Genomic DNA, 17,090 nt, shown 5'->3' with positions numbered 1-17,090 from the left:
AACGGCTTCGTTGGATGGCAGGTCCGGTTTTATGCTAGGATCGGGCCACCAGGGAGTTTCAAAGAACCTCACAAGAAGGGAGTGTATCGCATGGGCGTGAGCGTGGGCGTGCTCGATCATTTCAACATCAGGACCCGGAATCTCGCCGATACGGTCCGATTCTATGAGGACATTCTGGGCCTGGAAAAGGGCGCGCGGCCGAACTTCGCGTTCCCCGGCGCATGGATGTACAGCGAGGGCAAGGCGGTGGTGCATCTGGTCGATATTTCGAAGACCGACGAGGCACAAAAGCCTGACTCCGGCGTCGTCCATCATGTGGCCTTTGCCAGCCAGGGCTTTGCCGGGATGAAGACCCGCCTGCAGTCCAAGGGCATGGAGTTCGACTCGCGCCAGGTTCCGGGCGGCGATCTTTGGCAGATCTTCGTGAACGACCCCAATGGGGTCATGATCGAGCTGAATTACGAGGCGGCCAAGGAAGAGGCCGGTGCGGCGCCCGCCGAGCGCCGGGATGACGTCGGAGCGAGGTAGCCTTTTGCGCCGCAACGCTCTATGGGTCGCATCCGAACTTCTTTAGGAGATGCGCGGTGAGCGTGACGCAACAACAGGTCCTCGATTGCCTTGCCAAGGTGATGTCGCCGCGCGGCACAGCCTTGACCAACGCCAATGTGCTGTCGGCGATCACGGTCACCGACGGCAAGGTGTTCTTCTCGATCAACGTCGATGCCGCGGAGGCCCGGGCCTGGGAAAGCGTGCGTGCGCAGGCCGAGAATGCCGTCCGCGCCATTCCCGGCGTCAGCGTCGCGATGATCGCGCTGACCGCGGAACGCAAGCCGGGCAGTGCCGGAGCCGCGCCGCCGCGGCCGGCGGGNGGCGGCGTCCCGCCCGCGTCAGCGCATCGCCACCCACCGCAGGGCGCGGCCGGTTCGCCGATGTCGCGGCAGGCCGAGATCCCCGGCATCTCCGCGATCATCGCGGTTGCTTCCGGCAAGGGCGGGGTCGGCAAGTCCACTACTGCGCTCAATCTCGCGCTCGGCCTGCGCGACCTCGGACTGCGCGTCGGGCTGCTCGATGCCGACATCTACGGCCCGTCGGTGCCGCGACTGACCGGCATCCGCGAGAAGCCGCAGCTCAACGACGACAAGAAGATGATCCCGCTTCAGCGCTTCGGCCTGTCGATCATGTCGATCGGCTTCCTGGTCGAGGAAGACACCGCGATGATCTGGCGCGGGCCGATGGTGATGTCGGCGATCACCCAGATGCTGCGCGACGTCGCCTGGGGCACGCTCGACGTGCTCGTCGTCGACATGCCGCCGGGCACCGGCGATGCCCAGCTCACGCTCGCACAGAACGTCCCGCTCAAGGGCGCCATCATCATCTCGACGCCGCAGGATCTCTCGCTGATCGACGCGCGGCGCGGGCTTGCGATGTTCAAGAAGGTCAACGTGCCCGTGCTCGGCATCGTCGAGAACATGAGCTACTTCCAGTGCCCGCATTGCGGCACGCGCTCGGATATCTTCGGTCACGGCGGCGCCCGCCATGAGGCCGAGCGCCTGGGCGTGCCGTTCCTCGGCGAAATCCCCTTGCACATCGCGATCCGCACCTCCTCCGATGCCGGCAACCCCGTGGTGGAGAGCGAGCCGGACGGCCCGCACGCGGCGATTTACCGCGCAATCGGAGCCAAGGTCCGCGAGCAGCTGCAAGGCGCGATCGCTGCGGCTTGAGGCTGCTTTTCCCTAGAGATTTGCTGCGTCATCAGACTTTCGTTTAATGGGCGCAGTCATGCCATTGTCGCGTTTCCGTGAAGGCGCTTCCGTGTTAAACGCCGAGCCAGAGCGCCCCGGTAGCCTTTGAATCGCCTTGCCGGAGGAGATGCTTGCGGTCACTGGGAAACGCCCCTCAAGGAGATGCCTTACGATGAAGCGTCGTGATTTTCTGAAAGTTTCCGCGGCTGGTGCTGCCGCCACGGCCGTTGCCGCGCCGGCGATCGCGCAGTCGTCCCCCGAAATCAAGTGGCGCTTGACCTCGAGCTTCCCGAAGTCGCTGGACACCATCTACGGCGGCGCCGAGCAGCTCTCGAAGTACGTCGCCGAGATGACCGACAACAAGTTCCAGATCCAGGTGTTCGCGGCCGGCGAGATCGTCCCCGGCCTGCAGGCGCTGGATGCGACCTCGAACGGCACCGTCGAGATGTCGCACACCGTTGCGTACTACTACGTCGGCAAGGACCCGACCTTTGCGATCTACGCGTCGGTCCCGTTCGGCCTCAATGCCCGCATGCAGAATTCCTGGTGGTACCAGGGCGGCGGCCAGGAGCTCGGCAACGAGTTCTTCAAGAAGTTCGGCGTGATCGGCTTCCCCTGCGGCAACACCGGCACCCAGATGGGCGGCTGGTTCCGCAAGGAGATCAAGACAGTCGCCGACATGTCCGGCCTGAAATTCCGTATCGGCGGCATCGCCGGCCAGGTGCTGCAGAAGGTCGGCGTCGTGCCGCAGCAGCTCGCGGGCGGCGACATCTATCCGGCGCTGGAGAAGGGCACCATCGACGCCGCCGAGTGGGTCGGTCCCTATGACGACGAGAAGCTCGGCTTCCAGAAGGTCGCGAAGTACTACTACTATCCGGGCTTCTGGGAAGGCGGCCCGATGGTGCACGCCTACTGTAACCTCGAGAAGTGGAACGCGCTGCCGAAGAACTACCAGGCGATCCTCAGCAATGGCTGCGCCAACGCCAACAGCTGGATGGCCGCGCGCTACGACATGCAGAACCCGTCCGCGCTGAAGCGGCTGGTCGCCGGCGGCACGCAGCTGCGTCCGTTCACCAACGAAGTGCTCGAAGCCTGCCTCAAGGCGACCAACGAGCTGTGGGGCGAAATCTCGGCCAAGAACCCCGACTTCAAGAAGTCGATCGACGCCATGCAGGCCTACCGCTCCGACCAGTATCTGTGGTGGCAGGTCGCCGAATACACCTTCGACAGCTTCATGATCCGCTCGCGCACCCGCGGCTGATGCGTCTTTAAGCTTTAGCGCTTCGACTTAAGTAGCCCGGTCTTCGCGAGAAGGCCGGGCTTTTTGCGTCTGGCGTTCGGCAAGGGGATGTTCCATGCTCGGATCCAAGCCTCGGCACGAAGGCAGCGCGCGATCCGCGATGATCGCGACGATCAAGAAAAGCGGGCGATCACGACGAAACAGTCGGCGCCCTCGCGGACACAACCAAGGGGAGGACTGATATGAAGCGAAGGGATTTCATCAAAGTCACGGGGCTGGGCGTCGCAGGTGCCGCGACGGTTGCGGCGCCGGCGATCGCGCAATCGATGCCCGAGCTGAAATGGCGCATGACGACGAGCTGGCCGAAATCGCTCGACACGCTGCACGGCGGCGCCGAGCTTATGGCGAAGGTGGTGGGAGAGGCGACCGACAACAAGTTCCAGATCCAGACCTTTGCCGCCGGCGAGATCGTGCCGGGCCTGCAGGTGCTCGACGCCGTGCAGAACGGCACGGTCGAGATGGGGCACACCGCGTCCTACTATTACTTCGGCAAGGACCCGACCTTCACCTTCGGCTCCTCGGTGCCGTTCGGCCCGAACATGCGGCTCAACCAGGCCTGGTACATGCTGGGCGGCGGCAAGGAGCTGCTCAACGATTTCTACAAGAGCTACAACGTCACGTCGCTGCTGGCCGGCAACACCGGCTGCCAGATGGGCGGCTGGTTCCGCAAGGAGATCAACACGGTCGATGATCTGAAGGGCCTGAAATTCCGGATCGGCGGCTTTGCCGGCCGTGTAATGCAGAAGCTCGGTTGCGTGCCGCAGCAGCTCGCCGGCGGCGACATCTATCCGGCGCTCGAGAAGGGCACGATCGACGCTGCGGAATGGGTTGGTCCTTACGACGACGAGAAGCTCGGCCTGCACAAGGTCGCGCCGCATTATTACTATCCCGGCTGGTGGGAAGGCGGCCCGATGCTGCTGGCGATGATCAATCTCGACAAATGGAATGCGCTGCCGAAGTACTACCAGAACATCCTCGAGCAGGCCGGCCATCTCGCCAACAACTGGATGATGGCGAAATACGACACGGTGAATCCGACCTCATTGAAGAAGCTGCTCGCCGGCGGCGCCAAGCTGCATGCGTTCTCGCCGCCGATCATGGAGGCGAGCTTCAAGGCGGCGAGGGAGCTGCATGCCGAGGTCGCGGCCGGCAACGCCAACTTCAAGAAGGTGCTGGATTCGCTGATGGCTTATTCAAGCAGCGGATACCAGTGGTTCCAGGTCGCAGAGGTCGGCTACGACAATTTCATGGCGCGCCACGCGCAGACCTGATGATGGTCGTCTTCTCCTCTCCCCGCACGCGGGGAGAGGAGCGATCGCTCATCACTTCGACGCGACGTGGGTCTCGAACACGCAGGCCCGCCAGTCGCGGGTCGGACAATCGGTCGGCCAGCTGCCACCGAGCGCCAGGAACAGCGCTGCGGTGTCCGAGAGGCGCGTCGCCTGGGCCTGAACGCGGACGACCGCAGCCGTCAGATAGACTTGCTGCGCATTGAGCACGACCACCTGATTGACCTGCCCGAGAGCGAGCTGCTTCTGAATGATGTCGAGACTTGCCTTCGCGGCGAGTTCGGCCTTGACCGCAGCTTGCAAGGCGCGCGCGTCGGCCTGCAGGCTGCGCAAAGCGTCGGCGACGTTCTGCAGCGCCGTGACTACGGCTTGGCGATAGAGTGCGTCCGCCTGATCCACCGCGGCCTCCGCGGCCTTCTGCTTGTGGTAAAGCGTCAGCCCATCGAAAAGCGGCTGGGTCGCACTCGCCGCGATGACATAGAAGCTGGTCCCTGGCGTGAACAACTCGGCCAGGTTGAAGCCGGTGGCTCCTGCATTTCCGGTAATCGTCAAGTTGGGCAGCCGCGCCGCGATCGCCACACCGACTTGGGCGTTCGTCGAGTGCAGCAGCGCCTCCGCGGCCCTGACGTCCGGACGCTGGCTTATCGCCTTGCTCGGCAGGCTCACCGGAAGATTTGCGGGGAGCGTCAGTCCGTCGAGCGTAAACTTTTGCAGGATTTCGTCCGCGGAGAATTGCCCGGCAAGCGCGGTCAGGAGGTCGCGCTGAACGGCGAGCTGCTTTTGGAGCGGCGGCAGCAGCTGCTCGGACTGGGCCAGCGCGGCCTCCTGCCCCAGCACGTCGACCTGCGCGGCTTGGCCGGCGTTGAACTGGTTTTTCACGATCTCCAGGATTCCGCGTTCAATCTTCACAACGCGCTGGATCGCGGCAATCTGGCCGCGAAGTGATGCTTCCTGGATCGCCGCGGTGACGACGTTGGCGGTCAGCGTGAGGTAGGCCGCCTCGAGCTCGAACAGTTGCTGCTCGGATATTGCGTCGAGACTCTCGACGGCGCGAACATTCTGGCCCCAAATATCCGGCACGAAACTAACGTTCAATTGCGCGGTATGGAGCGAAAATACCGCCGGGGATTGGCCACCCGGGCCCGAATTCGACGCGCCGGATATTTGCTGTTGCGAGGGCGTGTAATTTGCGCCGATCTGCGGGAAGAAAAGCCCGCGCTGGGCCAGCGCGTTGTATTGCGCGATTCTGATCGACGCCTCGGCCGACTGGAGGGTCGGGTTGTGCTCGACCGACATCTTGATCAGCTCGTTGAGGGGCTGCGACCGGAAGGCCGCCCACCAGCGGGTCGGGATGTCGGCGCCGTTGACGAAGCGCTGCGCCGTCACGTGCGGGCCGGCCGGATCCGAACCGGGCGATTGCAGCTTCTCCGGCGTGTAGCCGGCGACGTCAGGGGCGGGCGGCGAGGAGAAGTTGGGACCGACCGCGCAGCTCGCGAGCACGAGCGCGCTGGCGGCCACCGCCAGCGCGCGCATCGGGGCGGCGGCTGCATGACGAGGCAATTTTGCACTGAGGGCGTACATCACGGGGCGCCTCTAATGCGCTGCTTCGGGCGGCGCCGCGGCTGGCGTCTCGTCAGGGGAGGCGGCATGCTCGCGCGACAGGAATATCTTGCGCAGCGCCGGTGCGACGATCAGTAGCAGCAGCGGCCCGATGAACATGCCGCCGACCACGACCGTCGCTAGCGGCCGTTGCACCTGGCTACCGATACCATGCGACAGCGCAGCCGGGAACAGGCCGACGCCGGCAGACAGGGCCGTCATCAACATCGGACGCATGCGCTGCTCGGCGCCGTTGAACACCGCCTCCGCGATGCTCAGACCCGAGGCCCGCAGCTCGCGGAAATAGGTGATGTTGAGGATGCCGTCCATGACCGCGACGCCGAACAGCGAGATGAAGCCGATCGCGGCAGAGATCGAGAAATCGAGCCCGGTCAGGTACAGCGCGATCAGGCCGCCGCCGACTGCGAACGGGATGCCGGCCAGCGCCAGCAGGCTGTCGCGCAGCGAGTTGAACAGGCTGTAGAGCAGCACGAAGATCAGGAGCAGCGTCACCGGCACCACGATCATCAGGCGCGACTTGGCAGCCTCGAGATTGTCGAACTCGCCGGACCAGATCAGCCGGTAACCGGACGGAAGTTGCACAGCGTCGGCGACGCGCCTTTGCGCCTCCGCCACGGTGCTGCCGAGATCGCGGCCGCGCACGCTGAACTTGATCGGGATGTAGCGCTGGCTGCGCTCGCGATAGATGAACGACGCGCCGGTATCGAGCGAGATGTCGGCGAGCTCGCTCAAGGGGATATAGGCGTTGGTGCCAGATGGTGTCTGGTAGGCCACCTTGATCTCACGCACCGCGTCGATGCTTTGGCGGAATTTCGGGTCGAGCCGCACCGCCACGCCGAACTGCCTGTCGCCCTCAAGGACTGTCGTCGCGTTGGTGCCGCCGAGCGCGGCCTGCACCACGGTCGTGACGTCGCCGGTGTTGAGACCGTAGCGCGCGGCTTTCTCGCGGTTCACCTTGATATTGAGGTTGGGTTGCCCGACGAGGTGGAAGATGCCGAGATCGGCAACGCCTTGCACCTTGCCCATTTCCTCGGCGACCTTCGTCGCGAGTTGCTCGAGCACCGCGAGGTTCGGGCCGATGATCTTGACCGAGTTCGCGCCCTTGACGCCCGACAGCGCTTCCTCGACGTTGTCCTGGATGTATTGCGAGAAGTTGAAGGTGACGCCGGGCAATTCCTCGTCGAACTCCTTCTGCAGCTCCTCGGTGAGCTTCTCCTTGGTCAGGCCGGGCGGCCATTGGTCGAACGGCTTGATCGGCGCGAACAGCTCGACATTCGAGAATGGCGAAGCGTCGCTGCCATTGTCGGGACGGCCGTGCTGCGACACCACCGTAATGATCTCGGGGTGGCGCAACAGGATCTCGCGCATCTTGCGCGTCGGCCCGGTGCCGGCTTCGAGCGACATGGTCGGCGGCATTGAAGCACGGATCCAGAAATTGCCTTCCTCGAGCGCGGGAAGGAATTCGCTGCCGAGCCGGCTTGCCGCGAGGCCGCTGAGGCCGAGGAAGATGACGCCGGCCGCGACCGCGACCTTCAGATGCGACAGCGACCAGCGCAGCACCGGCGTATAGGTCCTGCGCAGCGCGCGCACGATGACGGTCTCGGTTTCCTCGATTTGTTTCGGCAGCAGCAGCGAGGCCAGCACCGGCGTCACCGTGAAGGTCGCGAGCAGCGCACCGGCGAGCGCATATCCGTAGGTTCGCGCCATCGGTCCGAAGATCTGGCCTTCGACGCCCTGCATGGTGAACAGCGGCACGAAAGCGGTGACCGTGATGGCCGCGGTGAAGAACACCGCTTTGTCGACCTGCAAGGCGCTGACAAAGATCATGCGTAGCCGCTCGGTCCATACCGGCGCGGCTTGGCCGTTTGGTGAAGTGGTCGGATCCGGCCCCCAATAGCCCTGCGCAAGGTTCTGCAGCACGCGCAGCCGGTGCTCGGGCGCCGATTGGAAGTTGCGGAAGATGTTCTCCATCATGATGACGGCCGAATCGACGATGATGCCGAAGTCGACTGCGCCCAGCGACAGCAGGTTGGCATCCTCGCCCTGCAGCACCAGGATGATGATCGCGAAGAACAGCGCGAACGGGATGTTGGCGCTGACGATCAGCGCGCTGCGCAGGTCGCCTAGGAACACCCACTGGATCACGAACACCAGAAGGCACCCGAACACCAGATTGTGCAGCACCGTGTGGGTGGTCACGTTGACCAGCGAGGTACGATCGTAATAGGGGACGATCTTGACACCGGGAGGCAAGGTGCCGTCGCTGTTCATCTTGGTGACCTCCTCCTCGACCTTGGGGACGATGTCGTTGGTATGTTGCGTGCGTCCCATGACGACGATCGCCGCGGCGACGTCATCGTCCTTGTCCTTTCCGGCGATGCCGAGCCGGGGCACATAGCCGACCGAAACCTTGGCGACGTCCTTGATCTGAATCGGCAACCCATTCGACTGGGTCAGGACGATATTCTCGATGTCCCGGACCCTGTAGCCCTTGGTGACGTCGTCTTCGCCCCCCGAATTGATCAGGCCGATCCCGCGGATGTTGACGGATTGCTGGCCGATCGCGATTTCGCGGCCGCCAACGTTGACGTTCGAATTGCCGAGCGCGCTGATCAGCTGCGGCACGGTGATGTTGTAGGCCTCGAGCTTCTCGAGGTCGGCGTCGACGTTGAACTGCTTGGTCGTGCCACCCCATGAGTTGATCTGCACGACCCCCGGAATCGTCATCAGCCGGCGAGCGACGACGTAGTCCTGCAATGTCCTGAGATTGGTCAGGCCGAAATTCGGCGGGCCGACGAGCTGATAACGGAATATCTCTCCGACTAGGCTCGACTGCTGGATTTGCGGGACCTGGTTGCCGGGAAGCTGGACGTTCTGCGTCAGGCTGTTGGCGGCTTGCGTGAGCGCGAAATAATAGTCCGTGCCGTATTTGAACGTGACCCGCACGAACGACAGGCCGTAGAACGAGGTCGAGCGGATGTTGACGACGCCGGGCGTCGGGTAGAGGCCGACCTCCATCGGAATCGTATAGTACTTCTCCATTTCCTCGGCAGAGAGGCCGGCCGCCTGCGCCGTGATCTCGAGGATCACCGGCGCCGGATTGGGATAGGCTTCGATGTTCAGCTTGTAGAACGCGGCGATGCCGGCGGCGCAAAACACCGCGAGGCCGAGCACGATGACGGCGCTTCTTGTCAGACCGAACTGGAGGATACTCTTGATCAATGGACTGCACTTGGTCTTGAACGGCGGAAAGCGCGGCTAGCCTCTGCGTCGGCTATCCCGTGGCGGCGTTGGCGAACTTGTTGCTGAGGTAGATCGCGCCGGTGGTGACGACCTTCTCGCCGGCGGCAAGGCCATCGAGGATCTGACGCCTTCCGTCCTGCTCCATTCCGATCTTCACCGAGCGCCGGTTGAAGCGACGGCCATCCGTCGTGACCCATACCGTCATCGTTCCGTCTCCCTCGCGCACAACGGCGTCGATCGGTATGCTGGTCGACACTTTCGGCGGCTCCGTTTCGATAGTGAATCTCGCGAGCATGCCGGCGCGCAGTTTGTGGTCGGGATCATCGATCACCGAACGCACCAGCTGGCGATGCGAGCTCGGATCGATATTGAGTCCGAGCGTCGTTACCCGCCCGCGAAACACGTCGTCGGGATAGGCCGGCACCCGGACCTCGACCGGCTGGCCGATCTTGTAGTCGGGGGCATCGGTCTCGATCACGTTGGCGACCATCCACATTGTCGAGATGTCGGCGAGCGTATAGGGCGCGGGCGCATTCCCGGGCTGCACATAGAGGCCGGGCGCCGCGTTGCGCGCGATGATCCGGCCCGAGATAGGGCTCGGGACGACCAGGATGGAATCGACCTTGCGGTCGGCGACGATGCGATCGATCTCGGCGTCGGTCTTGCCGAAGATACGCACGGCGTCGCGCCCGGCCTTGTAGTTGCCTTCGGCGGTCTGCTGGTCCGACGTGGCCTGGTCTACGTCCTTCTGTGCGCCGCCACCGGTCTTGAGCAACTGCTTGACGCGGGTGAGCGTTCTGGTCTGCAGCTCAAGCACACCGGCCGCGGCGAGCAGCCCCGACTCCGCCTGCAGCAGGTCCGGACTGTCGATCGTGAACAGCGTGTCGCCCTTCTTGACCTCGTCTCCCACGTTGAACTTCGTATCGACGATCCGCCCTGGATTCGGGGTGAAGGACTGCACCAGCATGTTCTGGTTGAAGTCGATCGAGCCGACAGCATTCTTCAAGGTCCGGAAGGAGCGCTGTTCGACAGCCTCCACCTTGACGGTCGTGGCCTGCTTGTCGGTCAGGACGACATATTGCTCCTCGATGTTGACGTCGGTCGGCGCCTTGGTCTGTTGCGCCTTGGCGCTGTCGAGGTCATTGGCGCGCGTCAGCAGCCATGCGCCCGCCAGGAGCGCAGCCAGCACGGGCATTGCGGCATAGCCTGCATATTTCATTGGAAATGACACCGCCGCACGATCTGCCGACTTAAGGGGAGCGTCTCGCGAGCGATCGAAATCCTGCCGCATCAAGGGCAGGGAGTCGATCTCGGCGAAGCCCGAGAACTGTTATCAGAGTGGGCTTACGCCAACCTTACATTGCTTCGCACAATGATATTGAACGCGAGGAAATCCTATTGGCAGCTCAGGCACATTTATCTACTTTTCATGGGAGCCGTCGGCGCGAACAGCAGCGAAAACATAGCCCGGATAGCGCGCGCGATACGGTTTGCTGAAATGCGTGTCGTTTGCACAATGCGATTGCGCAAATGGTGATCTGGCCGCGATGTCTCAAGTCACTGGCTTGTCGCAATCGGGTGTGCGAACAGGACGGCTTGGATGATGACAGGATTGTTTCAGTGCGCCTTCTGATCGTCGAGGACAACATCGAGCTGTCGCGTCTGCTCGCCAACGGGCTGATGGCGGCGGGATATGAGGCGGACCTTGTCCATAGCGTTGCGGAGGCGCGCGATGCGCTGCGCAGCGTCACCTATGCCGCGATGATCCTCGACCTCGGCCTGCCCGACGGTGACGGCCTCTCGGTGCTGTCGGAGCTTCGCCGCAAGACTGACCCGCTGCCGGTTCTTGTGCTGACCGCGCGCGACGGACTGCAGGATCGGGTCAACGGCCTGCGCAGCGGCGCGGATGACTATCTGGCCAAGCCGTTCGCGCTCGAAGAACTCGTGGCGCGGCTCGAAGCGATCCTGCGCCGGCCGGGCCAGCTGCTCGGCTCCTCGCTGAGCCTTGCCAACCTTGTCTACGACACCGAGAGCCGCCAGGTGTTCATCGACAGCACTCCGCATGTCTTTTCCGCACGCGAGACCTCGGTGCTCGAGATCCTGCTGCGGCGGCAGGGGCGGGTGGTGCCGAAGAAGAACGTCGAGGACCACATCTTCGGGCTTGCGGGCGAGGTCGCCTCGAACGCCGTCGAGGTTTACGTGTCGCGGCTGCGCAAGCTGCTTGCCGAGCACAATGCCAGGATCACGATCCACACCATCCGCGGAGTCGGTTACCTGATGGCCGAGGAGAAATAGCGTGTTTCGCTTCACGTCGCTGACCTCGCGCATCGTGTTCCTGCACATCGTCGCGGTCGCGATCGCTGCGGTCTTCATGCCGATACTGCTGCTCTGGCTGCTGAATTCGGAGATCGACCAACTGCATCGCGAGGCGATGCGCGACCAGGCTGACGTGCTCGGCGAGAAGCTCACCGTCGGGCGTGACGGCAAGGTGGCGCTCGGCCTGCCGGAGAGCCTCAAGGACCTCTATTCCGAGGCCTACGGCCGCTACCGCTACGACATCTACGATGCCGATGGCCGCATTCTGTTTTCATCGCACAGCGGCAGCCCATCGAAGCAGACCTCGTCCGACATGATCGCGGGTGCGAGCGTGATGAGGACCATCGGCGGGGAAACCGTTCGTATCCACGTCGCCGAGGACCTGTCGCACCGCGACGTCATCACCGACGACATCGTCGCCAATTTCTTCCGCCGAGTCGGCTGGATCACGATACCGATCCTCTTGCTTCTGCTGGCCATCGATATCTTGATCTTCCGCCGCGCCGTGGCGCCGCTGGTGAGGGCGTCGGATGAGGCCAAGAATATCGGGCCGGCGCGGACCGGCATCCGCTTGCCGACGGAGCGGATTCCGAGCGAGATCCTGCCGCTGGTGACGGCCGTCAACCAGGCCTTCGACCGGCTCGAGGACGGCTTCCGCGTGCAACGGCAGTTTACTGCCGATGCCGCGCATCAGCTTCGTACGCCGCTTGCGATCCTGCGGACCCGGATCGAGACCCTCAAGGCTGGGGAGGGCACGCAGGAGCTGCATGCCGACATCGAGAGCATGAGCCGCATCGTCAGCCAGCTGCTCGAGATCGCCGAGCTCGACACGCTGGTGCTCGATCCCGGCGAGACGGCTGATTTGCGTGCGGTTTGCGCCGAGGTGGTCGGCTCGATCGCGCCTTACGCGCTGGCCCGGCAGAAGGATATCGCGCTGCGCGGCACCGAGGAGCCGGTGCCGGTCAAGGGCAATGCCGAGATGCTGCAGCGGGCCATCTTCAACCTCGCTGAAAATGCCATCAAGTACACTGCGGACGAGACCTCGGTCGACGTCGAGGTGCGCGATGATGGTTCGGTCCGGGTGCGGGATTGCGGGCCGGGCATTCCGCCGGGCGAGCAGAACCTCATCTTCCAGCGCTTCTGGCGTGGCGATCGCCGGCGCACCGACGGCGCCGGGCTCGGACTCTCTATCGTGCAGGGCGTGATCGACGACCACGCGGCAACGGTGAAAGTGGAGAACCTGCCTGAGGGCGGCGCGCAGTTCACGCTGAGCTTCCGGCTCGCGAGGCACGAGCCGGCCGCGGCCTCCTGAGGAGGACCGCGGAGGCTTGCGCGTTGCTACTGCTTTGGTTGCCCGAAATCGAGCGGCGGCAGGTCGATCTGCGGCACCTCGATCTTGACCTTGTTGAGGTCGACGTTCTGCGGCTTGTCGAGCAGCCCGGTGACGGTGATCGGGAAGGCGATCACCAGGATCACCATGATCGCCTGCAGGCCGATCCAGGGCATCGCACCCCAATAGATGTCGGAGCTCTTCACTTCCTTCGGCGCCACGCCGCGCAGGTAGAACAGCGCGAAGCCGAACGGCGGATGCAGGAACGAGGTCTGCATGTTGACGCAGAGCATCACGCCGAACCAGATCAGCGCCGCGTCGGGGCCGACCACGGGGGCGAGCACCTTCTGCGCGATCGGCGCGATCATCGGCAGGATGATGAAGGCGATCTCGAAGAAGTCGAGGAAGAACGCCAGGAAGAAGATGAACAGGTTGATGAAGATCAGGAAGCCCCAGACGCCGCCGGGCAGCGACGTCAGATGGTTTTCCAGCCAGGTGCCGCCGGACACGCCGAGGAACACCACTGAGAAGCAGGTCGACCCGATCAGGATGAAGGTGACCATGCAGGTGATGCGCATGGTGGTCTCGTAGCCCTGCTTGATCAGCTCCCGCAGGTCGGGGATCTTCACGGCCTCGAGGCAGATCCACACCACCGCGAGATAGGTGATCGCGAAGGCGAGCTTGAAGATCAGATTCTCGGTGTAGAGCATGGCGATGATGGTGCCGATGCCGCCGGCGATCACGCCTGCGATCAGTATCTTCTTGCCGGTCGCACTGAAATCCTTGTGGTGGATGGCGGCGAGCACGATCGCGCCGACCGCGCCCATGGCGCCGGCCTCGGTCGGGGTCGCAAGGCCCATCATCATGGTGCCGAGCACGACGAAGATCAGCACGGCGGAGGGAATGATGCCGAGCAGGCACTTCTTCCACAGCGCCCAGCCGGTCAACGTGCGCGCTTCCTTCGGCACCGCGGGCACGTGGCTCGGCTTGATGATGCCGAGCAGGAAGGTGTAGCCGGCGAACAGCAGGATCTGGAACACTGACGGGCCCCAGGCGCCGAGATACATGTCGCCGACCGACTTGCCGAGCTGGTCGGCGAGCACGATCAGGACCAGCGACGGCGGCACCAGCTGCGTGATGGTGCCGGAGGCGGCCAGCACGCCGGTGATGTAGCGGATGTTGTAGCCGTAACGGATCATCACCGGCATCGAGATCAGCGCCATCGCGATGACCTGCGCCGCCACCGTGCCCGTGATGGCGCCGAGGATGAAGCCGACGATGATCACGGAATAGCCGAGGCCGCCGCGGATCGGGCCGAACAACTGGCCCATCGAATCCAGCATGTCCTCGGCGAGCCCGCATCGCTCCAATATCGCGCCCATGAAGGTGAAGAACGGGATCGCGAGCAGGAGCTCATTGGACAGCACGCTGCCGAAGATGCGGCCCGGGATCGCCTGCAGGAAGTTCAGGTCGAAGAAGCCGAGATAGATCGAGAGAAAGCCGAACGACAGGCCGACCGCGGCGAGCGTGAACGCCACCGGATAGCCGATCAGCATCGCTATGATCAGGCCGCCGAACATCAGGGGCGGCATCATCTCCAGCGTGATCATTGCGTCGGCCTCTCGTACTTCGCGTCGATCGTCACATAGCCCTGCAGTGCGGCGATCCGCTTGATCACCTCGGAGACGCCTTGCAAAGCGAGCAACACGAAGCCGGACGGGATAACGAACTTGATCGGCCAGCGCAGCAGGCCGCCGGCATTGCCGCTCATCTCACCCACCGCATAGGCCTGGTAGAAGAACGGCCAGGACAGGTAGGCGAGCAGCAGGCAGGCCGGGATCAGGAAGAACAGGGTGCCGATCAGGTCGAGCCAGAGCTGGCCGCGTTCGGACAGCATCAGATAGAAGATCTCGACCCGCACATGCTCGTTGCGCTTGAAGGTGTAGGAGGCGCCGAACATCACGAGGATGGCGAACATGTACCACTGCGCCTCGAGCCAGCCATTCGACGAATAGCTGAACGCGTAGCGGATCATCGCGTTGCCGGCGCTGACCAGGCAGGCGAGCAGGACGAGCAGGTTGCAGATATAGCCGATCTTCTCGTTGAGTAGGTCGATGGCCTGACTGAGAGCCAACAATGGACGCATCACGATCTCCGCGGCCGCGCCGCGCGCGCGCCCAATATCTTGCCAAGCATCGCAGGGCCGCCGCGCGCATGCGCACGGAGCCACGGCTCACTTTCCAGGAGCAGTTGCAAAAGTCGGTCCTCCCCCGAAATCCGCTTCCGCCGTTCTTGGCTGCGCCTGATGGGCAGCGGCCTATCCGGCCAGGCTAGCGTGAAAGCCGGGGCACCAAATCAGCGACGCGGAACGCCGTCAATCGGAAAATGGGCAAATTGACGCCATGGCAAACCGTTGTCCCACCTTGGTAATCGGGGGACGGCGAGGGCGCCGGACGAGAAGCGGAAACTAGCCGCCGGTCACGCTCATGTGCCGGCTGACGCTTGGGCGGTTATGGCGGCGGTCGATGATGAAATCGTGCCCCTTCGGCTTCAGGCCGATGGCGCGGTCGATCGCGGCCGAGAGCAGGTCGTTGTCGGGCGACGCGCGCAGCGGCCTCCGCAGGTCGGAGGCATCCTCGTGCCCGAGGCAGGTATGCAGCGTGCCGGTGCAGGTGATCCGCACCCGGTTGCAGGACTCGCAGAAATTATGGGTCATCGGCGTGATGAAGCCGAGCTTGCCGCCGGTCTCGCTGACCCCGACGTAGCGCGCCGGACCGCCGGTGTCGTCGTCGAGATCGGTCAGCGTGTAGTGCTTCTCGAGCCGGGCACGTAGCAATGACAGCGGCACGTATTGATCGATGCGGCCTTCGCCGATGTCGCCCATCGGCATCACCTCGATCAGCGTCAGGCCCATCCCCTTGCCGTGCGCCCATTCCATCAGCGCGGGGATCTCGTCCTCGTTCAGGTTCTTCAGCGCGACAGCGTTGATCTTGACCGCGAGCCCCGCGGCGCGGGCGGCCTCGATGCCCGCGAGCACCTTGTCGATGTCACCCCAGCGGGTGATGGCGCGGAACTTGGCGGCATCCAGCGTGTCGAGCGAGACGTTGACGCGGCGGACGCCGCAATCGGCGAGTTCCCCGGCGAAGCGCGCGAGCTGCGAGCCGTTGGTGGTCACCGTCAGCTCGTCGAGCGCGCCGGTTCCGAGATGGCGCGACAGCGAGCGCACCAGGCCCATCACGTTGCGGCGGACCAGCGGCTCGCCGCCGGTGAGGCGGATCTTGCGCACGCCCTTGGCGATGAAGGCCGAGCACAGCCGGTCGAGCTCTTCCAGCGTCAGCAGATCGGCCTTCGGCAGGAAGGTCATGTCCTCGGACATGCAGTAGAAGCAGCGCAGGTCGCAGCGGTCGGTGACGGAGACGCGCAAATAGCGGATCGTCCGGCCGAACGGATCGGTCATCGGACGGAACAGCGTGTCAGACGTGGCCTGCGTGGATCCGTTCATTCGACTCGGGCCTTGCACCTTGTTCCTGCACGGGAGCCGTGACCGGCTCCGGTTAAGAGACAATCTATGCATGTTGGCGCGCTGTCACAATGCGTCCCAAAGGATGATCTGCAACATGCAAAGTCGCCCGCGCACGATAGGCGAGGGACATCGCGCGATGCCGGATCGTGATCGCCGTGAGGCGGAAGCAAAGAGCCCGGCTCTGGTGCGAGAGCCGGGCTTTTGTGCGGTGCAGTCTTGTCTCAGTGCGCCGGCGCGGCGGCCGGCGGAGGCGCGGCGGCGGGAGCCGGTGCTGGGAACGCCGAGCCTCCGGCGGCGGTGTCAGGCGCTGCGGCGTCTGCGGCCGGCTTCGGCTTCTTTCGCTTCGGATGCATCTTGCGCGCCGCGCGCGGCGGCGGGCCGGCCGGCTTCAGCTCGGCGAACACCGGGCTCGGATCGAGGGTGGTCGTGGCCGGCGTGGTGAAGTCGCCCGGCGTGCGGGTCACCGTGACAGGCACGTTCGCCGGCTGGTACTTCGGCAGGTTGAAGGTAACCGAGAAATTGGTCTCGGGCGTCGGGATCGACACCGAACAGGGCGTTTTGCAGCCGGGTCCGACCGAGGTCACAGCGTCGGCGCCTTGCGGCGCCGAATCGAGCTGCACCTGCATCGGTGGCGGCGCTGACTTGAACGAATCCATTGAGAAGGAGGAGCAGCCAGCCAGGCTCAACCCGGCGACCGCCATGACGATGACACGACGCATGATCCACA

Annotated in this window: 13 protein-coding genes and 1 pseudogene; 7 read left to right on the top strand and 7 right to left on the bottom strand. The window is 64.1% G+C overall.

Annotated elements, in window-relative coordinates:
• Positions 1–90: 90 nt before the first annotated feature.
• From AS156_RS27945 to AS156_RS27930, 5 genes and pseudogenes are all read left to right on the top strand, one after another.
• The gene (locus AS156_RS27945) at positions 91–528 is read left to right on the top strand and encodes a VOC family protein (protein ID WP_066511383.1); all 438 of its coding nucleotides are present in this window, start codon (positions 91–93) and stop codon (positions 526–528) included.
• A gap of 56 nt (positions 529–584) precedes the next feature.
• Positions 585–868 (top strand): annotated as a pseudogene (locus tag AS156_RS45025) (iron-sulfur cluster assembly protein); the annotation flags it as partial.
• A 1-nt stretch (position 869) separates the two neighbouring features.
• The coding region (locus AS156_RS27940) for an Mrp/NBP35 family ATP-binding protein (protein ID WP_283807947.1) at positions 870–1,721 on the top strand (852 nt) is incomplete at its 5' end.
• A 193-nt stretch (positions 1,722–1,914) separates the two neighbouring features.
• Positions 1,915–3,003 (top strand): TRAP transporter substrate-binding protein, encoded by a 1,089-nt coding sequence (locus AS156_RS27935; protein WP_066511368.1) that lies wholly within the window; start codon positions 1,915–1,917, stop codon positions 3,001–3,003.
• A 221-nt stretch (positions 3,004–3,224) separates the two neighbouring features.
• Entirely contained in the window at positions 3,225–4,313 is a 1,089-nt protein-coding gene (locus AS156_RS27930) for a TRAP transporter substrate-binding protein (RefSeq protein WP_066511366.1), read from the top strand.
• 51 nt (positions 4,314–4,364) lie between these two features.
• Here the strand turns inward: AS156_RS27930 and AS156_RS27925 are convergent, their stop codons facing one another.
• The 3 genes from AS156_RS27925 to AS156_RS27915 are packed head-to-tail and all read right to left on the bottom strand — an operon-like array spanning position 4,365 to position 10,413.
• Positions 4,365–5,912 carry an efflux transporter outer membrane subunit gene (locus AS156_RS27925; RefSeq protein WP_066511364.1) on the bottom strand — a complete coding sequence of 516 codons (1,548 nt, stop codon included), beginning with the start codon at positions 5,910–5,912 and terminating at the stop codon, positions 4,365–4,367.
• A gap of 12 nt (positions 5,913–5,924) precedes the next feature.
• Entirely contained in the window at positions 5,925–9,173 is a 3,249-nt protein-coding gene (locus AS156_RS27920) for an efflux RND transporter permease subunit (protein WP_066511362.1), read from the bottom strand.
• Positions 9,174–9,225: 52 nt separating this feature from the next.
• Entirely contained in the window at positions 9,226–10,413 is a 1,188-nt protein-coding gene (locus AS156_RS27915; protein ID WP_245313096.1) for an efflux RND transporter periplasmic adaptor subunit, read from the bottom strand.
• A 401-nt stretch (positions 10,414–10,814) separates the two neighbouring features.
• Here AS156_RS27915 and AS156_RS27910 point away from each other — a divergent pair, with 401 nt between their 5' ends.
• The gene (locus AS156_RS27910; protein WP_066511360.1) at positions 10,815–11,489 is read left to right on the top strand and encodes a response regulator transcription factor; all 675 of its coding nucleotides are present in this window, start codon (positions 10,815–10,817) and stop codon (positions 11,487–11,489) included.
• 1 nt (position 11,490) lies between these two features.
• The gene (locus AS156_RS27905; RefSeq protein WP_066511357.1) at positions 11,491–12,822 is read left to right on the top strand and encodes a sensor histidine kinase; all 1,332 of its coding nucleotides are present in this window, start codon (positions 11,491–11,493) and stop codon (positions 12,820–12,822) included.
• Positions 12,823–12,848: 26 nt separating this feature from the next.
• Here AS156_RS27905 and AS156_RS27900 read toward each other — a convergent pair whose 3' ends face one another.
• The 4 genes from AS156_RS27900 to AS156_RS27885 form a co-directional block, all read right to left on the bottom strand.
• Entirely contained in the window at positions 12,849–14,450 is a 1,602-nt protein-coding gene (locus AS156_RS27900) for a TRAP transporter large permease (protein ID WP_066511352.1), read from the bottom strand.
• On the bottom strand, positions 14,447–14,986 hold the full coding sequence (locus AS156_RS27895) for a TRAP transporter small permease subunit (RefSeq protein ID WP_066511351.1): 540 nt from the start codon (positions 14,984–14,986) through the stop codon (positions 14,447–14,449). The genes AS156_RS27900 and AS156_RS27895 overlap by 4 nt, the downstream gene beginning before the upstream one ends.
• A gap of 321 nt (positions 14,987–15,307) precedes the next feature.
• Positions 15,308–16,342 carry a GTP 3',8-cyclase MoaA gene (gene moaA, locus AS156_RS27890; RefSeq protein WP_066511350.1) on the bottom strand — a complete coding sequence of 345 codons (1,035 nt, stop codon included), beginning with the start codon at positions 16,340–16,342 and terminating at the stop codon, positions 15,308–15,310.
• Positions 16,343–16,584: 242 nt separating this feature from the next.
• Positions 16,585–17,082, bottom strand: coding sequence for a hypothetical protein (locus AS156_RS27885; protein WP_066511348.1), 498 nt, complete (start codon positions 17,080–17,082; stop codon positions 16,585–16,587).
• Between the last annotated feature and the right edge of the window lie 8 nt (positions 17,083–17,090).

This window comes from Bradyrhizobium macuxiense (assembly GCF_001542415.1).
Lineage (GTDB): Bacteria > Pseudomonadota > Alphaproteobacteria > Rhizobiales > Xanthobacteraceae > Bradyrhizobium > Bradyrhizobium macuxiense.
Note: the sequence above shows the minus strand (reverse complement) of the source record. Positions and strands in the feature narration are given on the sequence as shown.